Here is a 19733-nt window from a genome sequence, read left to right on the forward strand (position 1 = left end):
ACTGGTACTACAAGCGTGGGTGCCGGGCTCTACATTATCAAGCCCGCTATTGAAATCCCCGCCTTTTCGGAATACTGTATATTTAAACAGTATTTCGAGAGTTTTCATCATGAGCGAGCTTCTGAACACGCTGATGCAGGATGCCCGTGTCTGGCAGGGGCACCGTCACGTACAGACCACACAGACTGCGGAACCAACCGGGTATCAGGTGCTGGATAACCAGCTTGGTGGCCTGGGCTGGCCCCGGGGCGCCCTGAGTGAATGTCTTCTTGATGCACCGGGTATCGGGGAGCTGCATTTGCTGCTACCACTGATGCAACGGGTGTGTGCTGAGGGTAGAACCGTGTTCTGGCTGAATCCGCCGCACACGCCCTATGCACCGGCCCTGGCCCGGGCAGGTGTCAATCTGGACCAGGTAGTGCTGATCCAAACCGAAGACGAAGGCGACTTTCTGTGGACACTGGAAAACTGCCTGCGCTCACCGGTGACCGGGCTGGTTGTGGCCTGGCCCGGGAAACTGGCCTCCCGGGAAGTCCGGCGCCTGCAGCTGGCTGCTGAAGCCGGCAGCAATGTGTGCGTACTGTTCCGGGAACGGCGTTACGCCGAGCAGAACTCTCCGGCTGCCCTGCGTCTGGAGCTGGAACCCGATGAGCAACAGGCCCTCAAGGTGAATGTGCTGAAGCGCCGGGGCAGCTGGCCCGGGCAACGCTGCTCACTGGCCATGGCCCAGCGGGCCGACCTGTCATTCCGTGAAACCACCCGGATCGTCCGGGGCCCCTGGTCGGGTTCAACCGGGTAATCATTCGTCATGCTGTGGCTGTATCTGCATTTCCCGCACCTGTTGCTGGACCACATTCGCCGTTCCCGTGAAGATCAGGGCGCTCTGGTCATTGTGGAAGGCTCTGGCCAAAGGGTTATCCAGGCCTGCCCTGAGGCCAGGACCCAGGGCATCCGTACTGGTATGCGCCTGAAAACCGCCATCAGCCTGGCGCCGGATCTGGGCATGGTCCGGGCCGATGCCTCCCGGGAAGCCGGAATCCTGGAAGACCAGGCCCGCTGGCTTTACCGCTACGCGGCCCACATTGTGCTGGTTCCTCCCGATGGCATGCTGGCCGAGGTCGGCAGCCTGCAGAAGCTGTATGGTGGGTTGCCCGCCGTTTGGCAAACGGTGGAACAGGGGCTGAATGAACGTCAGCTGAATGCCTGGATCGGGATTGGCTACACGCCCCTGGCAGCCCGCCTGATTGCTCGTGCAGGCAAGGGGGAATGCACGTCAGACAAGGGCCACATTCAGCGAGCCCTGAGCCAAATGCCCCTGCTTGCGGCGGAATTCGATGAGAAAGCCTGCACCCGACTACAGCGGCTGGGACTGAACACACTGGGAGAGGTTTTTGATTTGCCGCCCGGCGAACTGGCCCGCCGTCTCTCACCCGAACTGCTGGCTTACATCCAGAAGATCCAGGGCACCCGGCCAGACCCGCGAACACCCTGGCAGCCGCCCCACTCTTTCCGCCAACAGGCGGATTTCGTGCAGGAGATCGAGCACACCCAGGGGCTGCTGTTTCCGCTCCAGCGAATGCTCACGGAACTGGAAGAGGATCTTTGCTGGCGTCAGCAGGATACCGACAGCCTGCGGCTGGTGCTGAAACACCGGCACTCGGAACCTACACGTTTACACATCCGCACTTCCGGACCGGAGCACCGGGCCGACAATTTCCTCAACCTGATTCGCCTGCGGCTGGAGCAGCACTCGCTGCAGGCGCCGGTGATTTCTCTGACGTTGTCGGTGAAGCGCTTCCTGTCCCGGGAGGCGCCCTCCGGCCAGGATTTGCTGGGCGAAACACAGGATCTGAACGAGGCCTGGCATACACTGATCAGCCGCTTGCAGGCCCGGCTCGGGGCAAAAGCGCTCAGACAGCTCTCGCCCCAGGCCGATCATCGCCCCGAGCGGGCATGGTCTGCTTCGGAAGTTCTGCGCAAGAACGGCACAGCATTAAAGCCTGGGACAGAACTTCCAAGGCGCCCCCTCTGGCTGCTGAAAGGCCCGCAACCGCTGACCGAGGCGCCAGTCGCCTGGTTTGCTGGCCCGGAGCGCATCAGTGGTGGCTGGTGGGATGGCCAGCGGGTGCACCGGGATTACTACATTGCCCAGTTGAACAGCGGCCAGTTGGCCTGGGTCTTCCGGGATGCCCGGGAGGGCTGGTTTGTGCATGGGTGGTTTGGCTGATGTCCGAGCGTCAGTACGCGGAACTGTTCTGCTTCAGCAACTTCACGTTTCTGACCGGGGCCTCTCACCCTCAGGAGCTGGCCGAGCGGGCACACGAACTTGGCTACACGGCCCTGGCCATCACCGATGCCTGTTCCGTTGCCGGTATCCCCCGGGCCTGGGCGGCACTGGCAGCAAGCCCGGTCCAATTGATTACCGGCAGCTGGTTTGAGCTGTCCGATGTGCTGCCCGGCGCCACCACTCCCCGCTTCATCCTGCTGGCCCGCACCCGCAAGGGCTATGGCCAGCTCTGCCAGTTGATCACCACCGGCCGTCGCCGGGCCGAGAAAGGCCAGTACCAGCTGTTCTGCCGTGACATTGAGACTCACACGCTGGATGACTGCCTGTGCCTGTGGCTGCCACCCTCACCGGCCGAGGCGGCGTCCGATCAGGCCCTGGCCTGCGGCGAATGGCTGGGCCGCCTGTTTGATCTGCGGCTCTGGATTGCCGCCGCCCGCACCCTGGAATCCGGCGAGGAACAGCGGCTTGCCCGGATACACTGGCTGGCTGACCAGTTACGCATCCCGGTTGCCGCCGTTGGTGAAGTACACATGCACAGCCGGGAGCGCCAGCCTCTGCAGGATGTGCTCACGGCCCTGCGCAATCACACCAACCTGGAAAATGCCGGCCACTGCCTGTTCCAGAATGGGGAGCGATACCTGCGCCCATTACCCGTGCTGCAACGGCTGTTTCCACAAACCTGGCTGAATGAAACCCTGACCATTGCCCGAGAGTGCACCTTCGAGCCCGGCAGCCTGCGCTACGAATACCCGCCGGATCTGGTACCGGAAGGCGAAACCCCTGCCGCTTACCTGAAGCGGCTGACCAGTGAGGGCGAGCGCCGGCGTTATCCGGAAGGCACGCCGCTGCAGGTCCAGAGCCTGATCCGCAAGGAGCTGGGCCTGATCTCCGAGATGAAGTACGAGCACTATTTCCTGACCATCCACGACATCGTGGCCTTTGCCCGCAGCCGGGGGATTCTCTGCCAGGGCCGGGGTTCGGCGGCCAACTCTGCGGTCTGTTATTGCCTGGGCATCACCGAAGTGAACCCGGCCCGGGTGGAACTGCTGTTCGAGCGGTTTATTTCCAAAGACCGGAACGAGCCCCCGGATATTGATGTGGATTTCGAGCACGAACGGCGGGAAGAAGTCATCCAGTATATCTACCGGCGCTACAGCCGCGAGCGGGCCGCCCTGGCCGCCACGGTGATCCGTTACCGGCCCCGCAGCGCCATTCGCGACGTCGGTAAGGCCCTCGGCTTTGATCCCGCCCTGGTAGAACAACTGCTGGAAGGTATTGACTGGCGAGACCAGGCCACCAACTGGCGCCAGCAGATCCTGGACAAGAAAATCACCCGTAACCCGCAGGTGGCAGACCAGTTCTTTAGCCTGGTCAACACCCTGCTGGGCTTCCCACGGCACCTGTCCCAGCATGTGGGCGGTTTTGTCATCAGCGCCGGGCCGCTGGCCGAGCTGGTACCGGTGGAAAACGCCACCATGGCCGACCGCACTGTGATCCAGTGGGACAAGGACGACCTGGAAAGCCTGGGCCTGATGAAAGTGGATGTGCTGGCCCTCGGTATGCTCTCTGCCATACGCAAGGCCCTGGAGTTAATCAGCGAGGAAAAGGGCCAGCCATTCCGCATGCAGGACATCCCCCAGGAAGACCGGGCCACCTACGCCATGCTCCAGACAGGTGACAGCATCGGCGTATTCCAGGTGGAATCCCGGGCCCAGATCAACATGCTGCCGCGCCTGAAACCGGAGACCTATTACGACCTGGTGATCGAAGTGGCCATCGTACGACCCGGGCCCATCCAGGGCGACATGGTGCATCCGTACCTGCGCCGTAAACACGGCCTGGAACCAGTGGACTACCCGAATGATGCCGTACGCAACGTTCTCGAACGTACTCTTGGCGTGCCTATCTTTCAGGAACAGGTCATCAAACTGGCCATGGTGGCGGCCGGTTTCTCCGCCGGCGAAGCTGACCAGCTGCGCCGGGCCATGGCCGCCTGGAAATCCCATGGTGACCTCACCCCGTTCCGGGAAAAACTGATTACCGGTATGCTCGAACGCGGCCACGATGCCGACTTCGCCGAACGGCTCTACCAGCAAATCTGTGGCTTCGGTGGCTACGGTTTCCCGGAATCCCACGCCGCCAGCTTTGCCTTGCTGGTGTACGTCTCCGCCTGGATCAAACGGCATTATCCCGCGGCCTTTTACTGCGCCCTGCTCAACAGTCAGCCCATGGGATTCTATTCCCCCTCACAACTGGTGCAGGACGCCCGGCGGCACGACGTTACCGTCCTTCCGCCGGACGTGAATTTCAGCCAATGGAACCACACACTGGAGAGCAAAGAACGCCACCTGCGTCTGGGCCTGAGGATCATCCAGGGCCTATCCGCCAACGGCGCCGAACGCATCCACCAGAACCGCCCGGCAACCGGCTACCGCTCCGCCAGCGAACTCCGCCATCTGGCCGCCCTGAATCAGCGGGATATGGAACTGCTTGCCGGCGCCAACGCCATGCCCGGATTCACCGCCAACCGGCATCAGGCTTACTGGCAACTGCTCGACCACGAACAGCCTACAGAACTGTTCGCCGAGGAAACTTCGGTTGAATACCAACCGGAATACTGCACCCAGCTACCGGAGCCCACGGAAGGCCAGAACGTCCTCGCCGACTACGCCAGCCAGGGTCTGACCCTGCAACGCCACCCGCTGGCCCTGCTGCGGGAACAGGGTCACCTGACGTTCTGTCTGAGCGCCGAGCAACTCAGAACCACCAAAGCCGGCATCCCCGTCCAGGTCGCCGGTCTCGTCACCGGCCGACAGCGCCCCGGCTCCGCCTCCGGCGTGACCTTTGTGACCCTGGAAGACGAGACCGGCAATGTGAACGTGGTGGTGTGGCTGGAAACCGCGCGGCGGCAGCGCAAGCCGTTATTGACTGCCCGGTTACTGCATGTGAAGGGGATTCTGGAGAGAGAGGGAGACATTGTGCATGTGATGGCGGGGAAGCTTTCCGATCTGAGCCACCTGATTCAGTCGTTGCCCGTTCATTCCAGGAATTTTCATTAAAAACAAAAAAACCCCGCACAAAGGCGGGGTTTTCGGTACTGCGATAAGAGGATCAGCTCAACAGCTTGATCATCACACCGGCAGCAACCGCAGAGCCGATAACACCGGCCACGTTCGGACCCATGGCGTGCATCAGCAGGAAGTTCTGCGGGTTGGCCTCAAGGCCTACCTTGTTGGAGACCCGCGCTGCCATCGGCACCGCAGATACACCGGCAGAACCGATCAGCGGGTTGATGGGCTCCTTGGTGAAGCGATTCATAAGCTTCGCCATCAGAACACCGCAGGCAGTACCCACACCGAAGGCCACAATACCCAGGCCCAGGATACCCAGCGTCTGGCCATCCAGGAACTTGTCTGCCATCAGCTTGGAGCCAACCGACAGGCCCAGGAAAATGGTGGTGATGTTAATCAGTGCATTCTGGGCAGTATCGCTCAGACGCTCGACCACACCACACTCACGCATCAGGTTACCAAAGCAGAACATACCCAGCAGCGGAGCCGCGTCTGGCAGGAAGAGAACAACCGCAATCAGAACCACCAACGGGAAAGTGATCTTCTCTCTCTTGCTCACCGGGCGGAGCTGGGACATCTTGATGGCCCGCTCTTTCTGACTGGTCAGCGCCTTCATGATCGGCGGCTGGATCATCGGAACCATCGCCATATAAGCATAGGCGGAGACCGCAATGGCACCAAGCAGATGCGGAGCCAGCACGCTGGACACGTAGATGGAAGTTGGACCATCCGCACCACCGATAATACCAATCGCAGCGGCTTCCAGAATGGTGAAATCCAGAATACCGAGCCAGTCGAGCAGAGCCGCACCCAATACAGTACCGAAGATACCGAACTGGGCCGCAGCACCCAGCAGCATTGTCTTAGGGTTAGCCAGCAGCGGACCGAAGTCCGTCATCGCGCCAACACCCATGAAGATCACCAGCGGCCCGATGGTGCTGCCGATAACTACCGAGTAGAAGTTATACAGCATGCCATTGCCGTATCCGAAATCCTGGGCAATAGAGTTTGCCATCGCCATTTCGGAATAGCTGGCCTCTTTCACCGCTACCTTGAAGGCTTCTTTCAGCTCAGGCGTTATTGCCTGACCGGCCTGGTAAGCCACGTCCAGCGGCGCCGCCAGCGCTGCAAGAATCTCGGCGCTTCCGCCTTTCAGGGCGAAGTGGATCGCATTTTCCGCCGCAGTCAGGGCAAGCCCCGCCTCCGGAATGTTCGCCAGAATACCGCCAAACCCGATGGGGACCAGCAGCAATGGCTCAAAACCCTTGCGAATCGCAAGGAACAGAAGAAGAAGGCCAACGGCGATCATGATCACCTGGCCGATCTCGATATTGAACAGGCCACTACCCGTCCAGAGAGTCAGTAATTTATCCATGGAATGCTGGCCCTTATGCGATTGTCAGCATTTCATCATCAGGGGAGACGGCATCACCGACCTTGATGAAGACTTCACCGATGGTACCGGCCTTCGGTGCGCGAACCTCGGTTTCCATCTTCATGGCTTCGAGGATGATCATCACATCGCCTTCTTCTACGGTGTCACCCGGAGAAACCAGAACCTTGAAGATGTTACCGCCAAGAGGTGCGACCACAGGCTCACCTTCGCCAGCAGCAGGTGCTGGAGCTGCGGATGCAGCCGGTGCAGAAGCAGCACCGCCCTCGCCCTGGATCTGGGTGATTTCGCCACCCTCGGATACTGCCACCACGAACTTCTTGCCGTTCACATCAACGGTGTAAGTCTCGGGGCCTTCAGCCTTCTTGGCAGGTGCGGCATCTTCAGCGGTCGGAACCGGCTCAAATGCATCCGGGTTGTCGCGGTTTTCCAGGAATTTGAGACCAATCTGCGGGAACAGAGCGTAGGTCAGAACGTCGTCTACGGTGTTCTCTGCCAGTTTGATGCCTTTCTCATCAGCCAGCTTCTTGAGTTCGTCGGTCAGCTTGTCCATTTCCGGCTCAAGCAGATCCGCCGGACGGCAGGTCACTGGCTCTTTCCCGTCCAGAACACGCTCCTGCAGCTCCTTGTTCATTGGCGCCGGTGCTGCACCGTACTCGCCCTTCAGGATCGCAGAGGTTTCCTTGGAGATGGACTTGTAGCGTTCACCGGTCAGAACGTTCAGTACCGCCTGGGTACCCACGATCTGTGAGGTCGGAGTTACCAGCGGGATGAAGCCCAGGTCTTCGCGGACCTTGGGAATCTCGTCCAGAACCTGGTCGAACTTGTCGCTTGCGTTCTGCTCGCGCAGCTGGTTTTCCATGTTGGTCAGCATACCGCCCGGTACCTGGGCAATCAGGATGCGGGAATCGGTACCACGGAGGCTGCCTTCAAACTTCGCGTACTTCTTACGTACCTGACGGAAGTAGCTGGCGATCTCTTCGAGCAGGTTCAGGTCAAGACCGGTGTCGCGGTCAGTACCTTCGAGGATGGCAACCACGGCCTCGGTGGGCGAGTGACCATAGGTCATGCTCATGGAAGAGATGGCAGTATCCACGTTATCAATGCCGGCTTCCGCCGCTTTGATCGCGGTGGCGGTAGACATGCCAGTGGTCGCGTGGCACTGCATGTGAATCGGAATATCCAGTTCTTTCTTCAGACGGCTGACCAGGTCAAAAGCCACATAAGGCTTGAGAATACCCGCCATATCCTTGATGGCAATGGAGTCCGCACCCATATCGGCGACTTCCTTTGCCAGCTCTACCCACATGTCGATGGTGTGCACCGGGCTGGTTGTGTAGGCAATGGTGCCCTGAGCGTGCTTTCCGGTCTTGCGTACGGCCTTGATGGCGCGATCCAGGTTACGGGGATCGTTCATCGCATCAAAAATACGGAACACGTCGACGCCATTCTCGGCAGCGCGCTCGCAGAAACGGTCCACAACATCATCCGCGTAATGACGGTAACCCAAAAGGTTCTGGCCCCGCAGAAGCATCTGCTGCTGAGTGTTGGGCATGGCCTTTTTCAGTTCGCGGATACGCTCCCAGGGGTCTTCGCCCAGGTAACGGATGCAGGAATCAAAGGTAGCTCCACCCCAGGATTCCAGAGACCAGAAACCGACTTTGTCGAGTTTCTCGGCAATGGGCAGCATGTCGTCAAGCCGCATACGGGTGGCGAGCAGGGACTGGTGGGCGTCACGCAGGATAACGTCCGTAATCCCCAGCGGTTTCTTTGTGTCAGTCATCGTGTCAGCCTTCTGTTTAAAGGTTCTATCTTTTACCGGGTCACTTCTTGTGGCGCGACCGGAATTGTGCAATCGCCTTCTTGATGGCCTCGGCGGTGTCAGGGTCAACCGACGTTGGCGCCTTGGGCTTGGCACGTGGCGTTCTGGCCGGGGTTGCCGGCTCTGGCGGCGCAAACCGAGAAATGAGTTTGGACATGAGCAGCGTGGCAAAAACCAGCACTATCAGGAACGAAAACACGAATCCCATGCCTGCAATCATCAAATCTACGGCTTGTGACATCAGGTCATTCATATCGAATAGCTACCTGTTCTGGTTTGTGTGATTTCCCCGATCTGCCCGGCACAACCGCGTTGGACCAAAGTCGTAGGCCCAACGAAAACAAATCGGGAGGCAAAATCCTGCGTAATTTACCGGTTTAGATTGCTTCGGGCAACCTGAATGCGAATTACTATACGCGCTTTCCGAGCCTCAAGACCCATTATGACAGACATAAGGCCCGCTATAATCCACCTCCACTCAGGCATATCGGACGCGCATTTTACGGCCTTTTATCCTGCCATTCTCCAGCCTATTCAGCGCCTCTCCGGCGACACTACGGTCAACTGCCACAAAGCACTGGAAGTCAAACAGATCAATCTTGCCAACGGCTTTGCCCGGAATACCTGCCTCTCCGGTGAGCGCTCCCAATACATCTCCCGGCCGGACCTTGTCCTTGCGGCCACCAGAAATGCATAACGTACGCATGGTCGGCACAACTGGCCTGTCAGGATTGGCTAACAGTTTTTCGGTATCTCCCCACCGCACTTCCTCGTCACGCTGGGATTCCAGACGGGAAATCTTATGGCCCTGGGAGGGTGTACACAGAGTTACTGCCAGACCCGCCTCACCTGCCCGGCCGGTTCGGCCAACGCGGTGGGTGTGAACCTCCGGATCTCTGGCCGGCTCGACATTCACCACCAGCGGCAACGCCTTGATGTCCAACCCACGGGCAGCGACATCCGTTGCCACCAGGACCGAGCAACTCTGGTTCCCGAAGCGAACCAGCACGCTGTCACGATCCCTCTGCTCGAGATCTCCGTGCAGGGGCAAAGCCGAGAAACCACGATCACCCAGAGCCGCGGCCAATTCATCACACTGCTGCTTGGTGGTGCAGAAGGCAATACAGGAGGCAGGCTGGAGATCCGACAGCAGCGCCGCCAGTGCATCCGCCTGCTGGCCGGAGGCAATCTCATAGAAGATTTCACGAATGTCGGGCTTTTCAATATGCCCTTCAACCCGGATATCCACAGGATTCGATTGGTAACGCTCACTGAGCGTGCGAATAGCGGCCGGCCAGGTTGCCGAGAACATCAGAGTCTGACGCTGCGATGGCGCCTGACTGATGATATCTTCCACCGCATCCTGAAAGCCCATATCCAGCATGCGATCAGCTTCATCCAGCACCAGGGTTTGTAGCCTATTCAGGGTCAGTGTGCCCTTGCGCAGATGATCCTGGATTCGTCCTGGTGTGCCGACAATGATATGGGCGCCATGACTCAGGGAGCCAATCTGCGGCCCGATGGCAACACCCCCACACAGCGTCAACACCTTCACATTGGTCTTTGCCCGTGCCAGCTCCCGCAGGGCCTTGGCTACCTGATCGGCGAGCTCCCGGGTCGGACACAAAACCAGCCCCTGGACCGAAAACTGCCGGGTCCTGAGCTTCTCAATCAACCCGATACCAAACGCCGCTGTTTTACCACTGCCTGTTTGCGCCATGGCAATAACATCCTTCCCAGCGATGGCAGCAGGCAACGCCCTGGCCTGTATGGGCGTGGGTTGCTGGAATCCCAACTGTGCAAGATTGGAGACCATGGCCTGGGAAAGGCCAAGCTGGTTAAAGGAAGACATAAATAGAAAATCCTGAAATGAATAATGCTGGTTATGGCGGAGTTTGCGGTGCGCGTATACTACCTTATCAGCGAGCGCCCCGTCTGGTTAATTCATCACCAGGACGAGGCATCAGAGTCAGCAACTATTTACGGAGTCGTCGATGGCATCACTTCAGGACCAGTTATTGAAGGCCGGACTTGCCGATGAAAAAAAGGCCAAGGCCATTCGCAACGAAAAGAAGAAGCAACGGAAACAGCAACCCAAAGGAACCGTGCAAGTCAGCGAGGCTGAAATTCGCGCCCGCAAGGCCCGGGAAGAGAAAGCCGAGCGTGACCGCCAGCTGAACCTGGAACGCCAGAAGGAAGCCGAGAAAAAAGCCATTCAGGCGCAGATTCGCCAATTGGTGGATACCAACCGCCTCGACCGTTCCCGGGGAGAAACCTCCTACCAGTTTGTTCACGACAAGAAAATCAAGAAAATCTTCGTGGACGACAAAATGGTCGACCAGCTCTCCCGCGGACGCCTGGCCATTGTGTTCGTCAACGACCAGTACGAGATTGTCGCCGAAGGCGTCGCACGGAAAATTCAGGAGCGGGATGAAAATGCCGTCGTTGTCCTCCATGATCGCCACAAAGATGATGCTGGGGAAGACGACCCCTATGCCGGGTACGAGATTCCTGATGACCTGATGTGGTGATCATCGAGGTATTCTCCGGGCCAGATTGCTGTTTTTTCACCATGAGGTGCATCTGATTTGCCACTTCATGCGAATAACCCTATGCGGCTTACCGCAAAAAAACAGCAAAAACCAAGGAGAACACCGATGAAATCATCCAGCGTAAAAACCTTGATGGCAGCGACTCTTACCTGTGCCGCCATGGGCGTATCGTCTGCGGCCATGGCGGGTCACACTAACCATGTGCTGACCACCCAGTTAAGCGCCAAGGAGATGGTAGGTAGCAAGGGCGACCCCAACGGCAAGGGCCATGGCCACGTTTTCGGCGTCGATGGTGACCCCAAGACGCTGTGCTATATCGTTCAGGTGGAAGGTATTCAGACTGTACCGGTAGGTGAAGGCATGGCTGCCCATATCCATGAAGCTGCCAAGGGTAAGAATGGCGCCCCGATTGCCATGCTCGCCGGCCCGGAAGACGGAGACGCAGCTGACTGCCTGACAGAAGGCGAAGAAGGCAAGTTTCCTACTGGTGAAAGCGGCATCGTTAAGCGCATTCTCGAGAACCCGTCCGATTTTTACATCAATGTGCACAACCCGGAGCATCCCAATGGCGCCCTTCGTGGACAGCTGATGGGGGCAGATCATAAAGGCAAGATGTAAGAAGACAGATCGCGAGGACCAAATCCTCGGCTGATCCTCAGATCTGTAAACAAAAAACCCCGCTCAAGGCGGGGTTTTTTGTTTGATATGGCGCGGCTGGGAGGATTAGGCGGGCCTGCGGCCCTTCCCCTTCGGGGCCGCCGTCGCTGCGCTCCCGCGTTCCTTCGCACACTGCGTGTGCTGCGGTCGAACCTCTTTCGGTTCAAATCCTCCCAGCTATACAAAGCAAAACGCCTCAGCCTGTGGGGTACACAAACTGAGGCGTTCTGATCTTGATATGGCGCGGCTGGGAGGATTCGAACCTCCGACCGCCTGGTTCGTAGCCAGGTACTCTATCCAGCTGAGCTACAGCCGCTTAAAACTTTGTATGGCGAAAATGGCGCGGCTGGGAGGATTCGAACCTCCGACCGCCTGGTTCGTAGCCAGGTACTCTATCCAGCTGAGCTACAGCCGCGCATCTTGTCGCTCTGGTTGAGTGCCAAATCAACCTGCTCTCTTTTCCGGTGAGGGAAAATGGCGGAGAGGGAGGGATTCGAACCCTCGGTACGATTGCTCGTACGGTTCCTTAGCAGGGAACTGGTTTCAGCCACTCACCCACCTCTCCTTGAGAACGGGGCGTATACTACCATAATTTTTCTGTTTTCATAGGGTTGACACAAGTTTTTTGCATCTCATTTTTACCAGGCAGAAAAAAAGCCGTTCAGGTTTCCCCTGAACGGCTTTTTAAGGCCTCTCAGCTATTGCCAGGTTCTGGCTCATCAGAATCTTTCTCGCTCTGAATGCGCTGATAAATCTCTTCACGGTGTACTGCTACTTCCTTGGGAGCGTTAACACCGATACGCACCTGGTTTCCCTTAACTCCGAGCACGGTAACGGTGATTTCGTCACCCACCATCAGAGTTTCGCCAACACGGCGAGTCAAAATCAACATATCCTGTTCTCCCTTGTCCAGAGCTACCTGTTCCGAAAATAACGTTCTACTTTTGTGTAGTCACTTTTATAGTGGGACTACTTGCTACTCAAAAGGCGCATAGTTCCTTATACGGAAACCTGCGCTAACGGGAGCAACAAATAACACCCTTTTTTTCAGACAGCCTGAGCGAACCGACCTGTGCTTCGCTTGATCAGGCTTCTTCAACCCCGGACTTGTCCAGCTCGAAAGCACTGTGAAGTGCACGAACTGCAAGCTCGAGATACTTCTCATCAATCACCACGGAAATCTTGATTTCGGACGTGGAGATCATCTGAATATTGATACCCTCATTGGAGAGAGCTTCGAACATCCGGGTGGCAACGCCGGCATGTGAGCGCATGCCAACACCAACGATACTAACCTTGGCAATTTTACTGTCACCGCCAACTTCACGAGCTCCCAGCTCGTCTGCGACACCCCGGAGCACTTCCTGCGCCCGCTTGAAGTCATTGCGATGGACCGTAAAGGTGAAGGACGTGTGATTATCCTCCCCCACGTTCTGCACAATCATATCAACTTCAATATTAGCGTCGCTAACAGGTTTCAGTATACGCAAAGCACTGCCAGGTGTATCGGGCACACCGGAAATAGTGACTTTGGCTTCGTCACGGTTGAAAGCGATGCCGGAGACGACCGGTTGTTCCATGGCGTTATCATCCTCAAGAGTAATCAGGGTGCCTTCACCTTCCTGGAAGCTGGAAAGAACCCTTAAAGGAACATTGTACTTACCTGCAAACTCAACGGCACGAATCTGCAATACCTTTGAACCCAGGCTGGCCATTTCCAGCATTTCCTCAAAGGTAATTCGCTCAAGCCGCTGCGCACTGTCAACAACCCGGGGATCGGTCGTGTAAACCCCATCCACGTCGGTATAGATCTGACATTCGTCGGCTTTCAATGCCGCTGCCAATGCAACGGCTGTGGTATCCGAGCCACCACGGCCAAGCGTGGTGATATTGCCGTTGTCATCAATACCCTGGAAACCAGCGACCACAACCACTCTCCCCGCGTCCAGATCTTCGCGCATACGCTGCTCATCGATCTGCTTGATGCGGGCCTTGGTATGGGAACTGTCGGTCACGATACGGACCTGCGAACCGGTATAGGAACGCGCGGTGCACCCTAACTTCTGCAGGGCCATGGACAGCAACGCAATGGTGACCTGCTCGCCGGTAGAGACCAGCACATCCATTTCCCGGGGCGTGGGCTCTTCCATGATATCGTTTGCCAATGCGATCAGGCGATTGGTTTCGCCGCTCATGGCGGACACCACCACAACCACCTCATGCCCCTCACGACGGAAGCGAGCCACTTTCTCGGCCACCGCCTGAATACGCTCGGTAGTTCCTACCGACGTACCACCGAATTTCTGAACCAACAGAGCCATTTTCTTCCCGGTATCCTGAAGAGGACAAAGGCGGAGCCAAAGCCCCGCCGGTTAAAAATCAAACGGGCAGGATTATAAACGTCTGCCCGCTATCGCAACAGTTGCTTATGCAATATTTTCTTTCACCCAGTCAGGAACGCCTGCCAGGGCATCAGCCAATCGAGAGGGATCGTTTCCACCACCCTGAGCCATATCCGGACGACCGCCGCCCTTACCATCCACCTGGGCCGCGAGATGCTTCATCAGGTCACCGGCTTTGATCCTGCCGGTGGCCGACTTGGTGACACCAGCAACCAACGTGACTTTGCCGTCCTCCACACTGGCAAGCACCACAACCCCTTCACCGAGCTTGTTCTTCAACTGATCCGCTGTTTCCATCAATGACTTGCGATCAGCGCCTTCCAGCTCGGAAGCGACGACTTTCAAGCCGGCCACGTCAACAGCGGAACTGGCCAGGTCAGTCCCGGCAGAGCTGGCCAGTTTGGCCTTTAGGGCTGTCACTTCTTTTTCCAGCTGACGATTACGATCCACAGTCTGCTGAACTTTCTCGATCAGCGATTCCCTGGTTCCTTTCACCAGCCCGGCGGCTTGCTTCAACGTTTGCTCGGTTTCGTCCACCCACTCCAGAGCACCGAAACCAGTGACTGCCTCAATACGACGAACCCCTGAGGAGATACCGCTTTCCGAGGTGATCCGGAACAGACCGATATCCCCGGTGCGCGCCACATGCGTACCGCCACACAGCTCGACGGAAAAGTTATCGGAGCCCATGCTCAGTACTCGCACAGTATCTCCATACTTTTCACCGAACAGAGCCACCGCACCTTTTGCCTGGGCCTGCTCCATGTCGGTGACTTCCGTCTGTACCGGTGTATTGGCAAGAATCTGCTCGTTTACCTGACGCTCGATTTCCTTCAACTGTTCCAACGTAACAGCCTCGAAGTGCGAGAAATCGAAACGCAGTTTATCCGGATCCACCAGTGAACCCTTCTGGGTGACATGCTCGCCCAGCACATTGCGCAGTGCGGCATGCAGCAGGTGGGTGGCAGAATGGTTGCGTTTGGTGCGCTCACGGCGGGCGTGATCTATGCGGGCGTCCACTTCCAGCCCGGAAAACAGCTCGCCTTCAATGACGGTGCCGATATGAAGGTGGTTATCCCCTTCCTTGCGGGTATCGGTTACCTGGAAGCGGCCACCACTCCAGGTCAACAGGCCGGTATCACCCACCTGACCGCCGGATTCCGCATAAAACGGCGTACGTTCCAGCACGACAACCGCCTCGTCCCCGGCTTCGGCCGCCTTCTCTTCATCGCCGACAATCACGGTGCGAATCGTCTCATGGCCATCGATATGCTCGTAGCCGGTAAACTCAGTCTTGCCTTCAATGGACAGGCCGGCGGCATTGTAATCAATGCCGAACTTGCTGGCGGCACGGGCGCGCTCACGTTGGCTTTCCATCGCCTTTTCGTATCCCTCGTAGTCCAGTGTCAGGCCACGCTCACGGGCGATGTCATTGGTGAGGTCCACCGGAAATCCGTAGGTGTCATACAGGGTGAAAATCGTCTCGCCAGGGATAACACTTCCCTTCAGCTCAGCAATGTCCTGCTCCAGCAGACGCAGCCCCTTGTCCAGCGTTTTGGCAAACTGCTCTTCTTCCTGCAACAGCACCTTTTCGATCTGCTTTCGGCTGCTGATCAGCTGTGGATAGGCATCCCCCATCAGCTCAACCAGGGCACCGGTAAGCTTGTAGAAGAAAGGCTGGGTGGCACCCAGTTTGTTGCCATGGCGGGCGGCACGGCGAATGATCCGGCGCAAAACAAACCCGCGACCTTCATTGGAAGGCATAACGCCGTCGGAAATAAGAAACGCACATGAACGGATGTGGTCGGCAACCACCCGTAACGATGCCTCGGTCGTATCGACACCGCCCAGAATACTGGAAGCCGCTGTCAGCAGGTCCTGCATCAGGTCGATTTCGTAGTTGCTGTGAACACCCTGGAGAACAGCGGTGATGCGCTCAAGCCCCATCCCGGTATCCACCGACGGCTTTGGCAGATTCAGCATTTCTCCGTCAGACGTGCGGTTGTACTGCATGAAGACCACGTTCCAGATTTCAATGTAACGGTCGCCGTCTTCTTCGGGGCTGCCAGGAGGGCCACCGGCCACGTCAGGACCATGGTCATAGAAAATCTCGGTACAGGGACCGCAAGGTCCAGTGTCACCCATCTGCCAGAAGTTGTCGGACGCATAGGGTGCGCCCTTGTTATCACCAATGCGCACAATTCGCTCAGCCGGAACACCGATTTCCTTGTTCCAGATATCATAGGCCTCGTCGTCCGACGCATAAACGGTGACCCACAGCTTGTCTTTGGACAGCTTGAGCCAGTCGTCACCGGTCAGAAAGGTCCATGCGTAGTTAATCGCTTCGCGCTTGAAGTAGTCACCAAAGCTGAAGTTGCCCAGCATTTCAAAAAAGGTATGGTGACGCGCGGTGTAACCGACGTTCTCAAGATCGTTATGTTTGCCGCCGGCACGCACGCATTTCTGGGAGGTCGTCGCGCGGGTGTAATCGCGCTCTTCACGGCCAAGGAACAGATCCTTGAACTGGTTCATCCCCGCGTTGGTAAACAGCAGGGTGGGATCGTCCGCCGGTACCAGCGAACTGCTCGGCACAATGGTGTGCCCCTGCTGCTTGAAATAGTCCAGAAACGCCTGTCGCAACTCTGCGGTTTTCATAGCCCTTTGATACCCTTCTATAAACCCGTCGGGGTCCACGATTGAGAACACATACTTACATGCGTGTGCAAATCCGCTACTCTAGCACACGCCGAGAACAGGAAAAACGTGAAACATCACAGGAGACCCCATGCCCCGACGCTTTCATGACGCCGAGGAATTGCTACCCCCCGCCACGTTTATCAAACGACTTCTGACCATTATTTACGATGGCTTGATCTGCATTGCCGTGCTGTTGGTGGCAACCTGGATTTACACCATGATAGCCGGATGGCTGACGGGATGGGATCGTTACCAGGACATGGCTGAAAGCGGGACCCTGGGCGGTGATCCGCTGCTGACGTTTATCCTGTTCCTGGTGCTGTATCTGTTTTTCGCCTATTTCTGGACGCATACCGGCCAGACACTGGCCATGCAGGTCTGGCGCATTCGCATCGAGAACCTGGATGGCACTTCCGTGAGCTGGTCCCAGGCGCTTCTACGTTATGCTACTGCCGCAGCGGTTTTCTTCGTAACTCTGCTGGCCTCTTATTACCTTGGGACGATTACCCTGGCGATCACCATACCCGCCATGCTGTCCCTGTTCTGGCCGATTAACGGCCTGTCCGTCACAGACCGGATTTCCGGTAGCGTGGTGGTACAGGTACCCAAACCGACTAAGAAGTAGCGCCACTCTTCTTATCCTCGCCTTACCCCGCCCGTCGCATCAACACCGCACCAACGGCGGCATTGATTGCGATGGGCAACAGAATGGCCAGAACCGGATTAAAGCCGAAGACAAGACTCATCGGGCCAAGCAGATCCTGCATGTACTTGAACAACAACCCGACGATCAGACCGGTAAAAACCCGGAAACCCATGGTCACCGAGCGCAACGGCCCAAAAATGAAGGAAATGGCTACCAGCACCATCACTGCCGTACCCAGCGGCATCAGCACCTTCTTCCAGAACGCCAGCCAATAATTGGCCGAGCTCAGCCCCTGCTGATCCAGGTAACTGGCGTAGGTGTATAGCCCGGTCATCGGCAGATTTTCCGGCTTGACGATCAGCACACTCAGCACGCCAGGGGAAAGCCCCGTCTCCCAGCGCAGGGTTTCGCGGGTTTCCTGAGTCAGCCGCTCTTCACCCATCACGGTGGTGGTCACGTTCTGCAATTGCCAGTGATCGCCCTGGTAAGTCGCACGCTCGGAAAAGCTGGCCGAGAGCATCCAGCGGTCGGCATCAAAACGAAACAGGGACACACCCTGCAATTCGCCATTCGGACGGACAGCGTTGAGGTGCATGAACACATCCCCCTCCCGATGCCAGATGCCCGATGCCGTAGCAATGTTTTCCCCCGCCCCCCGGGCAATCGCTTTCTGGCTCTGGGCCATGCGCTCTGCTGGCGGCGCCACGTACTCTCCGATCACCAGTCCGATCATCACCACAATCAGCGTGGGCTTCATTGCAGACCAGACAATGCGCTTGATGGATACCCCGGCGGCTCGGATAACCGTCAGCTCTGAGGAACTGGCCATCGCCCCCAGGCCCACAAGACACCCCATAAAGGCGCCCAGGGGCAGATAATCATAGATACGGCGGGGCAGCGTCATAAACACGTACCATAACGCCTGCAGTGTCTGGTAATCGTTACGGGTGTCATCCAGTTCGGCGATGAACCCGAAAATCAGGTCCAGGGACAGCACCACCACCATGACCAGGAACATCGCTCCGCCCACGGTACGCATGACGTATTGATCGATCTTACGCACGGGCCTGGCCCTCCCGAATCAGACGCCGCTTATACAGCCAGGCGGGACCAAACTGGAGCCACAGCCCCAGGGCAAGGAAAATGGCATGTACCCACAACAGGCCGATCCATTCCGGCACCTTGCCTCCGGCGAGCGCATCCCGGGCCACGATCAACAGGCCGAGATAGGTAATGTAAACCAGCATCGCGGGAAGCAAATGGAAGAAACGGCCCTGGCGGGGATTCACCCGGCTCAGCCGGACCGCCAGCAAGGTGACAATGGGAACAATCAGGGGCAAGGTGAATCGCCAGTGCAGCAATGCCCGGTCGTCCGGGTCATCCGAGGCCATCAGGTCCAGGGTGCTGACCCCCTCTTCCAGCTCCTTGTCACGGCCACCACCACTCTGAACTTTCAGGCCGTAGGCATCAAAACCGGTCATCTGGTATTCAAGCTGACCGGGCTGCCCCTCAAAACGCCCACCCTCTTCCAATATCAGAAAACGACTACCCGTTTCCTGATCAATCAACTGGGAGCCGGATTCCGCCGTGATGATGGTCAACCCCTCACGACCGTATTCTGCGATGAACACACCTTCAAGAACCCGCTTGTCGTCACTCAGACCTTCGGTGTAGGTCACCCGGCCGCCAGAGGCCAGATCCTGAAAACGACCGGGCGCCAGCATTTCAAACTCGGTCGCCTTTCGCTGCTCATTGAAAATCGCCTCCACCTGTTTCATACCCCAGGGCGAAACATACAGACTCATCGCCCCCACAGTCAGCATCACCGGTATGCTGGCTATCAGAGTTTTGCCAAGCACCTGGCGGTCACTCATGCCACAGGCAAACAGGACCGTCATTTCGCTCTCAAGGTACATACGACCGTAGGCCAGCAGGATACCGATGAAGAATCCAAGGGGCAGGATCAGCTCCAGGAAACCGGGGAAACGGTATGCCATGATCTGAAACAGCACATCACCCGCCAGCTCGCCTGCGGCAGCATCCGCCAGATATTTGATAAACCGGCCGCTCATGAATACCAGCAGTAAAACACCGGAAACGGCGAGCATACTGATCATGGTCTGGCGGGTAAGGTATCGGAAAACGATGCTCAAAACGTTGTCTCTGGCCGGAACGGATCGTTGTCAGTGGATGGAAAAACGACGGG

The 19733-nt window shown here is 57.6% G+C and carries 15 protein-coding genes and 3 tRNA genes; 6 read left to right on the forward strand and 12 right to left on the reverse strand.

Annotation, left to right across the window (positions count from 1 at the left end; translation table 11 throughout):
* Window positions 1–109: 109 nt before the first annotated feature.
* From imuA to Q0Y21_RS11215, 3 genes are read left to right on the forward strand one after another with little or no spacing between them, the layout of a single operon-like run.
* Entirely contained in the window at window positions 110–799 is a 690-nt protein-coding gene (imuA, locus tag Q0Y21_RS11205) for a translesion DNA synthesis-associated protein ImuA (protein ID WP_297795134.1), read from the forward strand.
* A gap of 9 nt (window positions 800–808) precedes the next feature.
* Window positions 809–2227 (forward strand): DNA polymerase Y family protein, encoded by a 1419-nt coding sequence (locus Q0Y21_RS11210; protein WP_297795136.1) that lies wholly within the window; start codon window positions 809–811, stop codon window positions 2225–2227.
* A complete protein-coding gene (locus Q0Y21_RS11215) occupies window positions 2227–5346 on the forward strand; it encodes an error-prone DNA polymerase (protein WP_297795139.1) in 3120 nt (1039 codons plus the stop codon). The genes Q0Y21_RS11210 and Q0Y21_RS11215 overlap by 1 nt, the downstream gene beginning before the upstream one ends.
* A 52-nt stretch (window positions 5347–5398) precedes the next feature.
* Here the strand turns inward: Q0Y21_RS11215 and Q0Y21_RS11220 are convergent, their stop codons facing one another.
* The 4 genes from Q0Y21_RS11220 to dbpA all read right to left on the reverse strand — a co-directional run bounded on the left by Q0Y21_RS11220 (window position 5399) and on the right by dbpA (window position 10425).
* Window positions 5399–6733, reverse strand: a complete 1335-nt coding sequence (locus Q0Y21_RS11220) for a sodium ion-translocating decarboxylase subunit beta (protein ID WP_297795142.1) — start codon at window positions 6731–6733, stop codon at window positions 5399–5401.
* Window positions 6734–6746: 13 nt separating this feature from the next.
* Entirely contained in the window at window positions 6747–8534 is a 1788-nt protein-coding gene (gene oadA, locus Q0Y21_RS11225; protein WP_297795144.1) for a sodium-extruding oxaloacetate decarboxylase subunit alpha, read from the reverse strand.
* Between the two features lie 40 nt (window positions 8535–8574).
* A complete protein-coding gene (locus Q0Y21_RS11230) occupies window positions 8575–8826 on the reverse strand; it encodes an OadG family protein (protein WP_297795147.1) in 252 nt (83 codons plus the stop codon).
* Between the two features lie 225 nt (window positions 8827–9051).
* Window positions 9052–10425 carry an ATP-dependent RNA helicase DbpA gene (gene dbpA, locus Q0Y21_RS11235; RefSeq protein ID WP_297795150.1) on the reverse strand — a complete coding sequence of 458 codons (1374 nt, stop codon included), beginning with the start codon at window positions 10423–10425 and terminating at the stop codon, window positions 9052–9054.
* 142 nt (window positions 10426–10567) lie between these two features.
* On the opposite strand from dbpA, the gene Q0Y21_RS11240 reads away from it, so the two are divergent.
* Together Q0Y21_RS11240 and Q0Y21_RS11245 are read left to right on the forward strand one after the other, a co-directional pair.
* Window positions 10568–11104, forward strand: coding sequence for a DUF2058 domain-containing protein (locus tag Q0Y21_RS11240; protein WP_297795152.1), 537 nt, complete (start codon window positions 10568–10570; stop codon window positions 11102–11104).
* 126 nt (window positions 11105–11230) lie between these two features.
* Window positions 11231–11743 (forward strand): CHRD domain-containing protein, encoded by a 513-nt coding sequence (locus Q0Y21_RS11245; protein WP_297795153.1) that lies wholly within the window; start codon window positions 11231–11233, stop codon window positions 11741–11743.
* 278 nt (window positions 11744–12021) lie between these two features.
* Here Q0Y21_RS11245 and Q0Y21_RS11250 read toward each other — a convergent pair.
* The 6 genes from Q0Y21_RS11250 to alaS all read right to left on the reverse strand — a co-directional run bounded on the left by Q0Y21_RS11250 (window position 12022) and on the right by alaS (window position 16839).
* Window positions 12022–12098, reverse strand: a tRNA-Arg gene (locus Q0Y21_RS11250).
* A 22-nt stretch (window positions 12099–12120) separates the two neighbouring features.
* A tRNA-Arg gene (locus tag Q0Y21_RS11255) sits at window positions 12121–12197 on the reverse strand.
* Between the two features lie 60 nt (window positions 12198–12257).
* A tRNA-Ser gene (locus Q0Y21_RS11260) sits at window positions 12258–12347 on the reverse strand.
* 129 nt (window positions 12348–12476) lie between these two features.
* Window positions 12477–12674: a carbon storage regulator CsrA gene (csrA, locus tag Q0Y21_RS11265; protein WP_012139455.1), complete on the reverse strand. Its 198-nt coding sequence runs from the start codon at window positions 12672–12674 to the stop codon at window positions 12477–12479.
* 193 nt (window positions 12675–12867) lie between these two features.
* Window positions 12868–14103: an aspartate kinase gene (locus Q0Y21_RS11270; RefSeq protein ID WP_297795157.1), complete on the reverse strand. Its 1236-nt coding sequence runs from the start codon at window positions 14101–14103 to the stop codon at window positions 12868–12870.
* A gap of 105 nt (window positions 14104–14208) precedes the next feature.
* Window positions 14209–16839: an alanine--tRNA ligase gene (alaS, locus tag Q0Y21_RS11275; RefSeq protein ID WP_297795160.1), complete on the reverse strand. Its 2631-nt coding sequence runs from the start codon at window positions 16837–16839 to the stop codon at window positions 14209–14211.
* A 130-nt stretch (window positions 16840–16969) separates the two neighbouring features.
* Here alaS and Q0Y21_RS11280 point away from each other — a divergent pair, with 130 nt between their 5' ends.
* Window positions 16970–17506 carry an RDD family protein gene (locus tag Q0Y21_RS11280; RefSeq protein WP_297795163.1) on the forward strand — a complete coding sequence of 179 codons (537 nt, stop codon included), beginning with the start codon at window positions 16970–16972 and terminating at the stop codon, window positions 17504–17506.
* Window positions 17507–17528: 22 nt separating this feature from the next.
* Here Q0Y21_RS11280 and lptG read toward each other — a convergent pair whose 3' ends face one another.
* Both lptG and lptF read right to left on the reverse strand, forming a co-directional pair.
* Window positions 17529–18590 carry an LPS export ABC transporter permease LptG gene (gene lptG, locus Q0Y21_RS11285; RefSeq protein WP_297795166.1) on the reverse strand — a complete coding sequence of 354 codons (1062 nt, stop codon included), beginning with the start codon at window positions 18588–18590 and terminating at the stop codon, window positions 17529–17531.
* Window positions 18583–19680 (reverse strand): LPS export ABC transporter permease LptF, encoded by a 1098-nt coding sequence (gene lptF / locus Q0Y21_RS11290; RefSeq protein ID WP_297795168.1) that lies wholly within the window; start codon window positions 19678–19680, stop codon window positions 18583–18585. Before lptF ends, lptG begins: the two co-directional genes overlap by 8 nt.
* Window positions 19681–19733: the final 53 nt, after the last annotated feature.

The sequence above is a fragment of the uncultured Marinobacter sp. genome (assembly GCF_947259545.1).
Taxonomy (GTDB): domain Bacteria; phylum Pseudomonadota; class Gammaproteobacteria; order Pseudomonadales; family Oleiphilaceae; genus Marinobacter.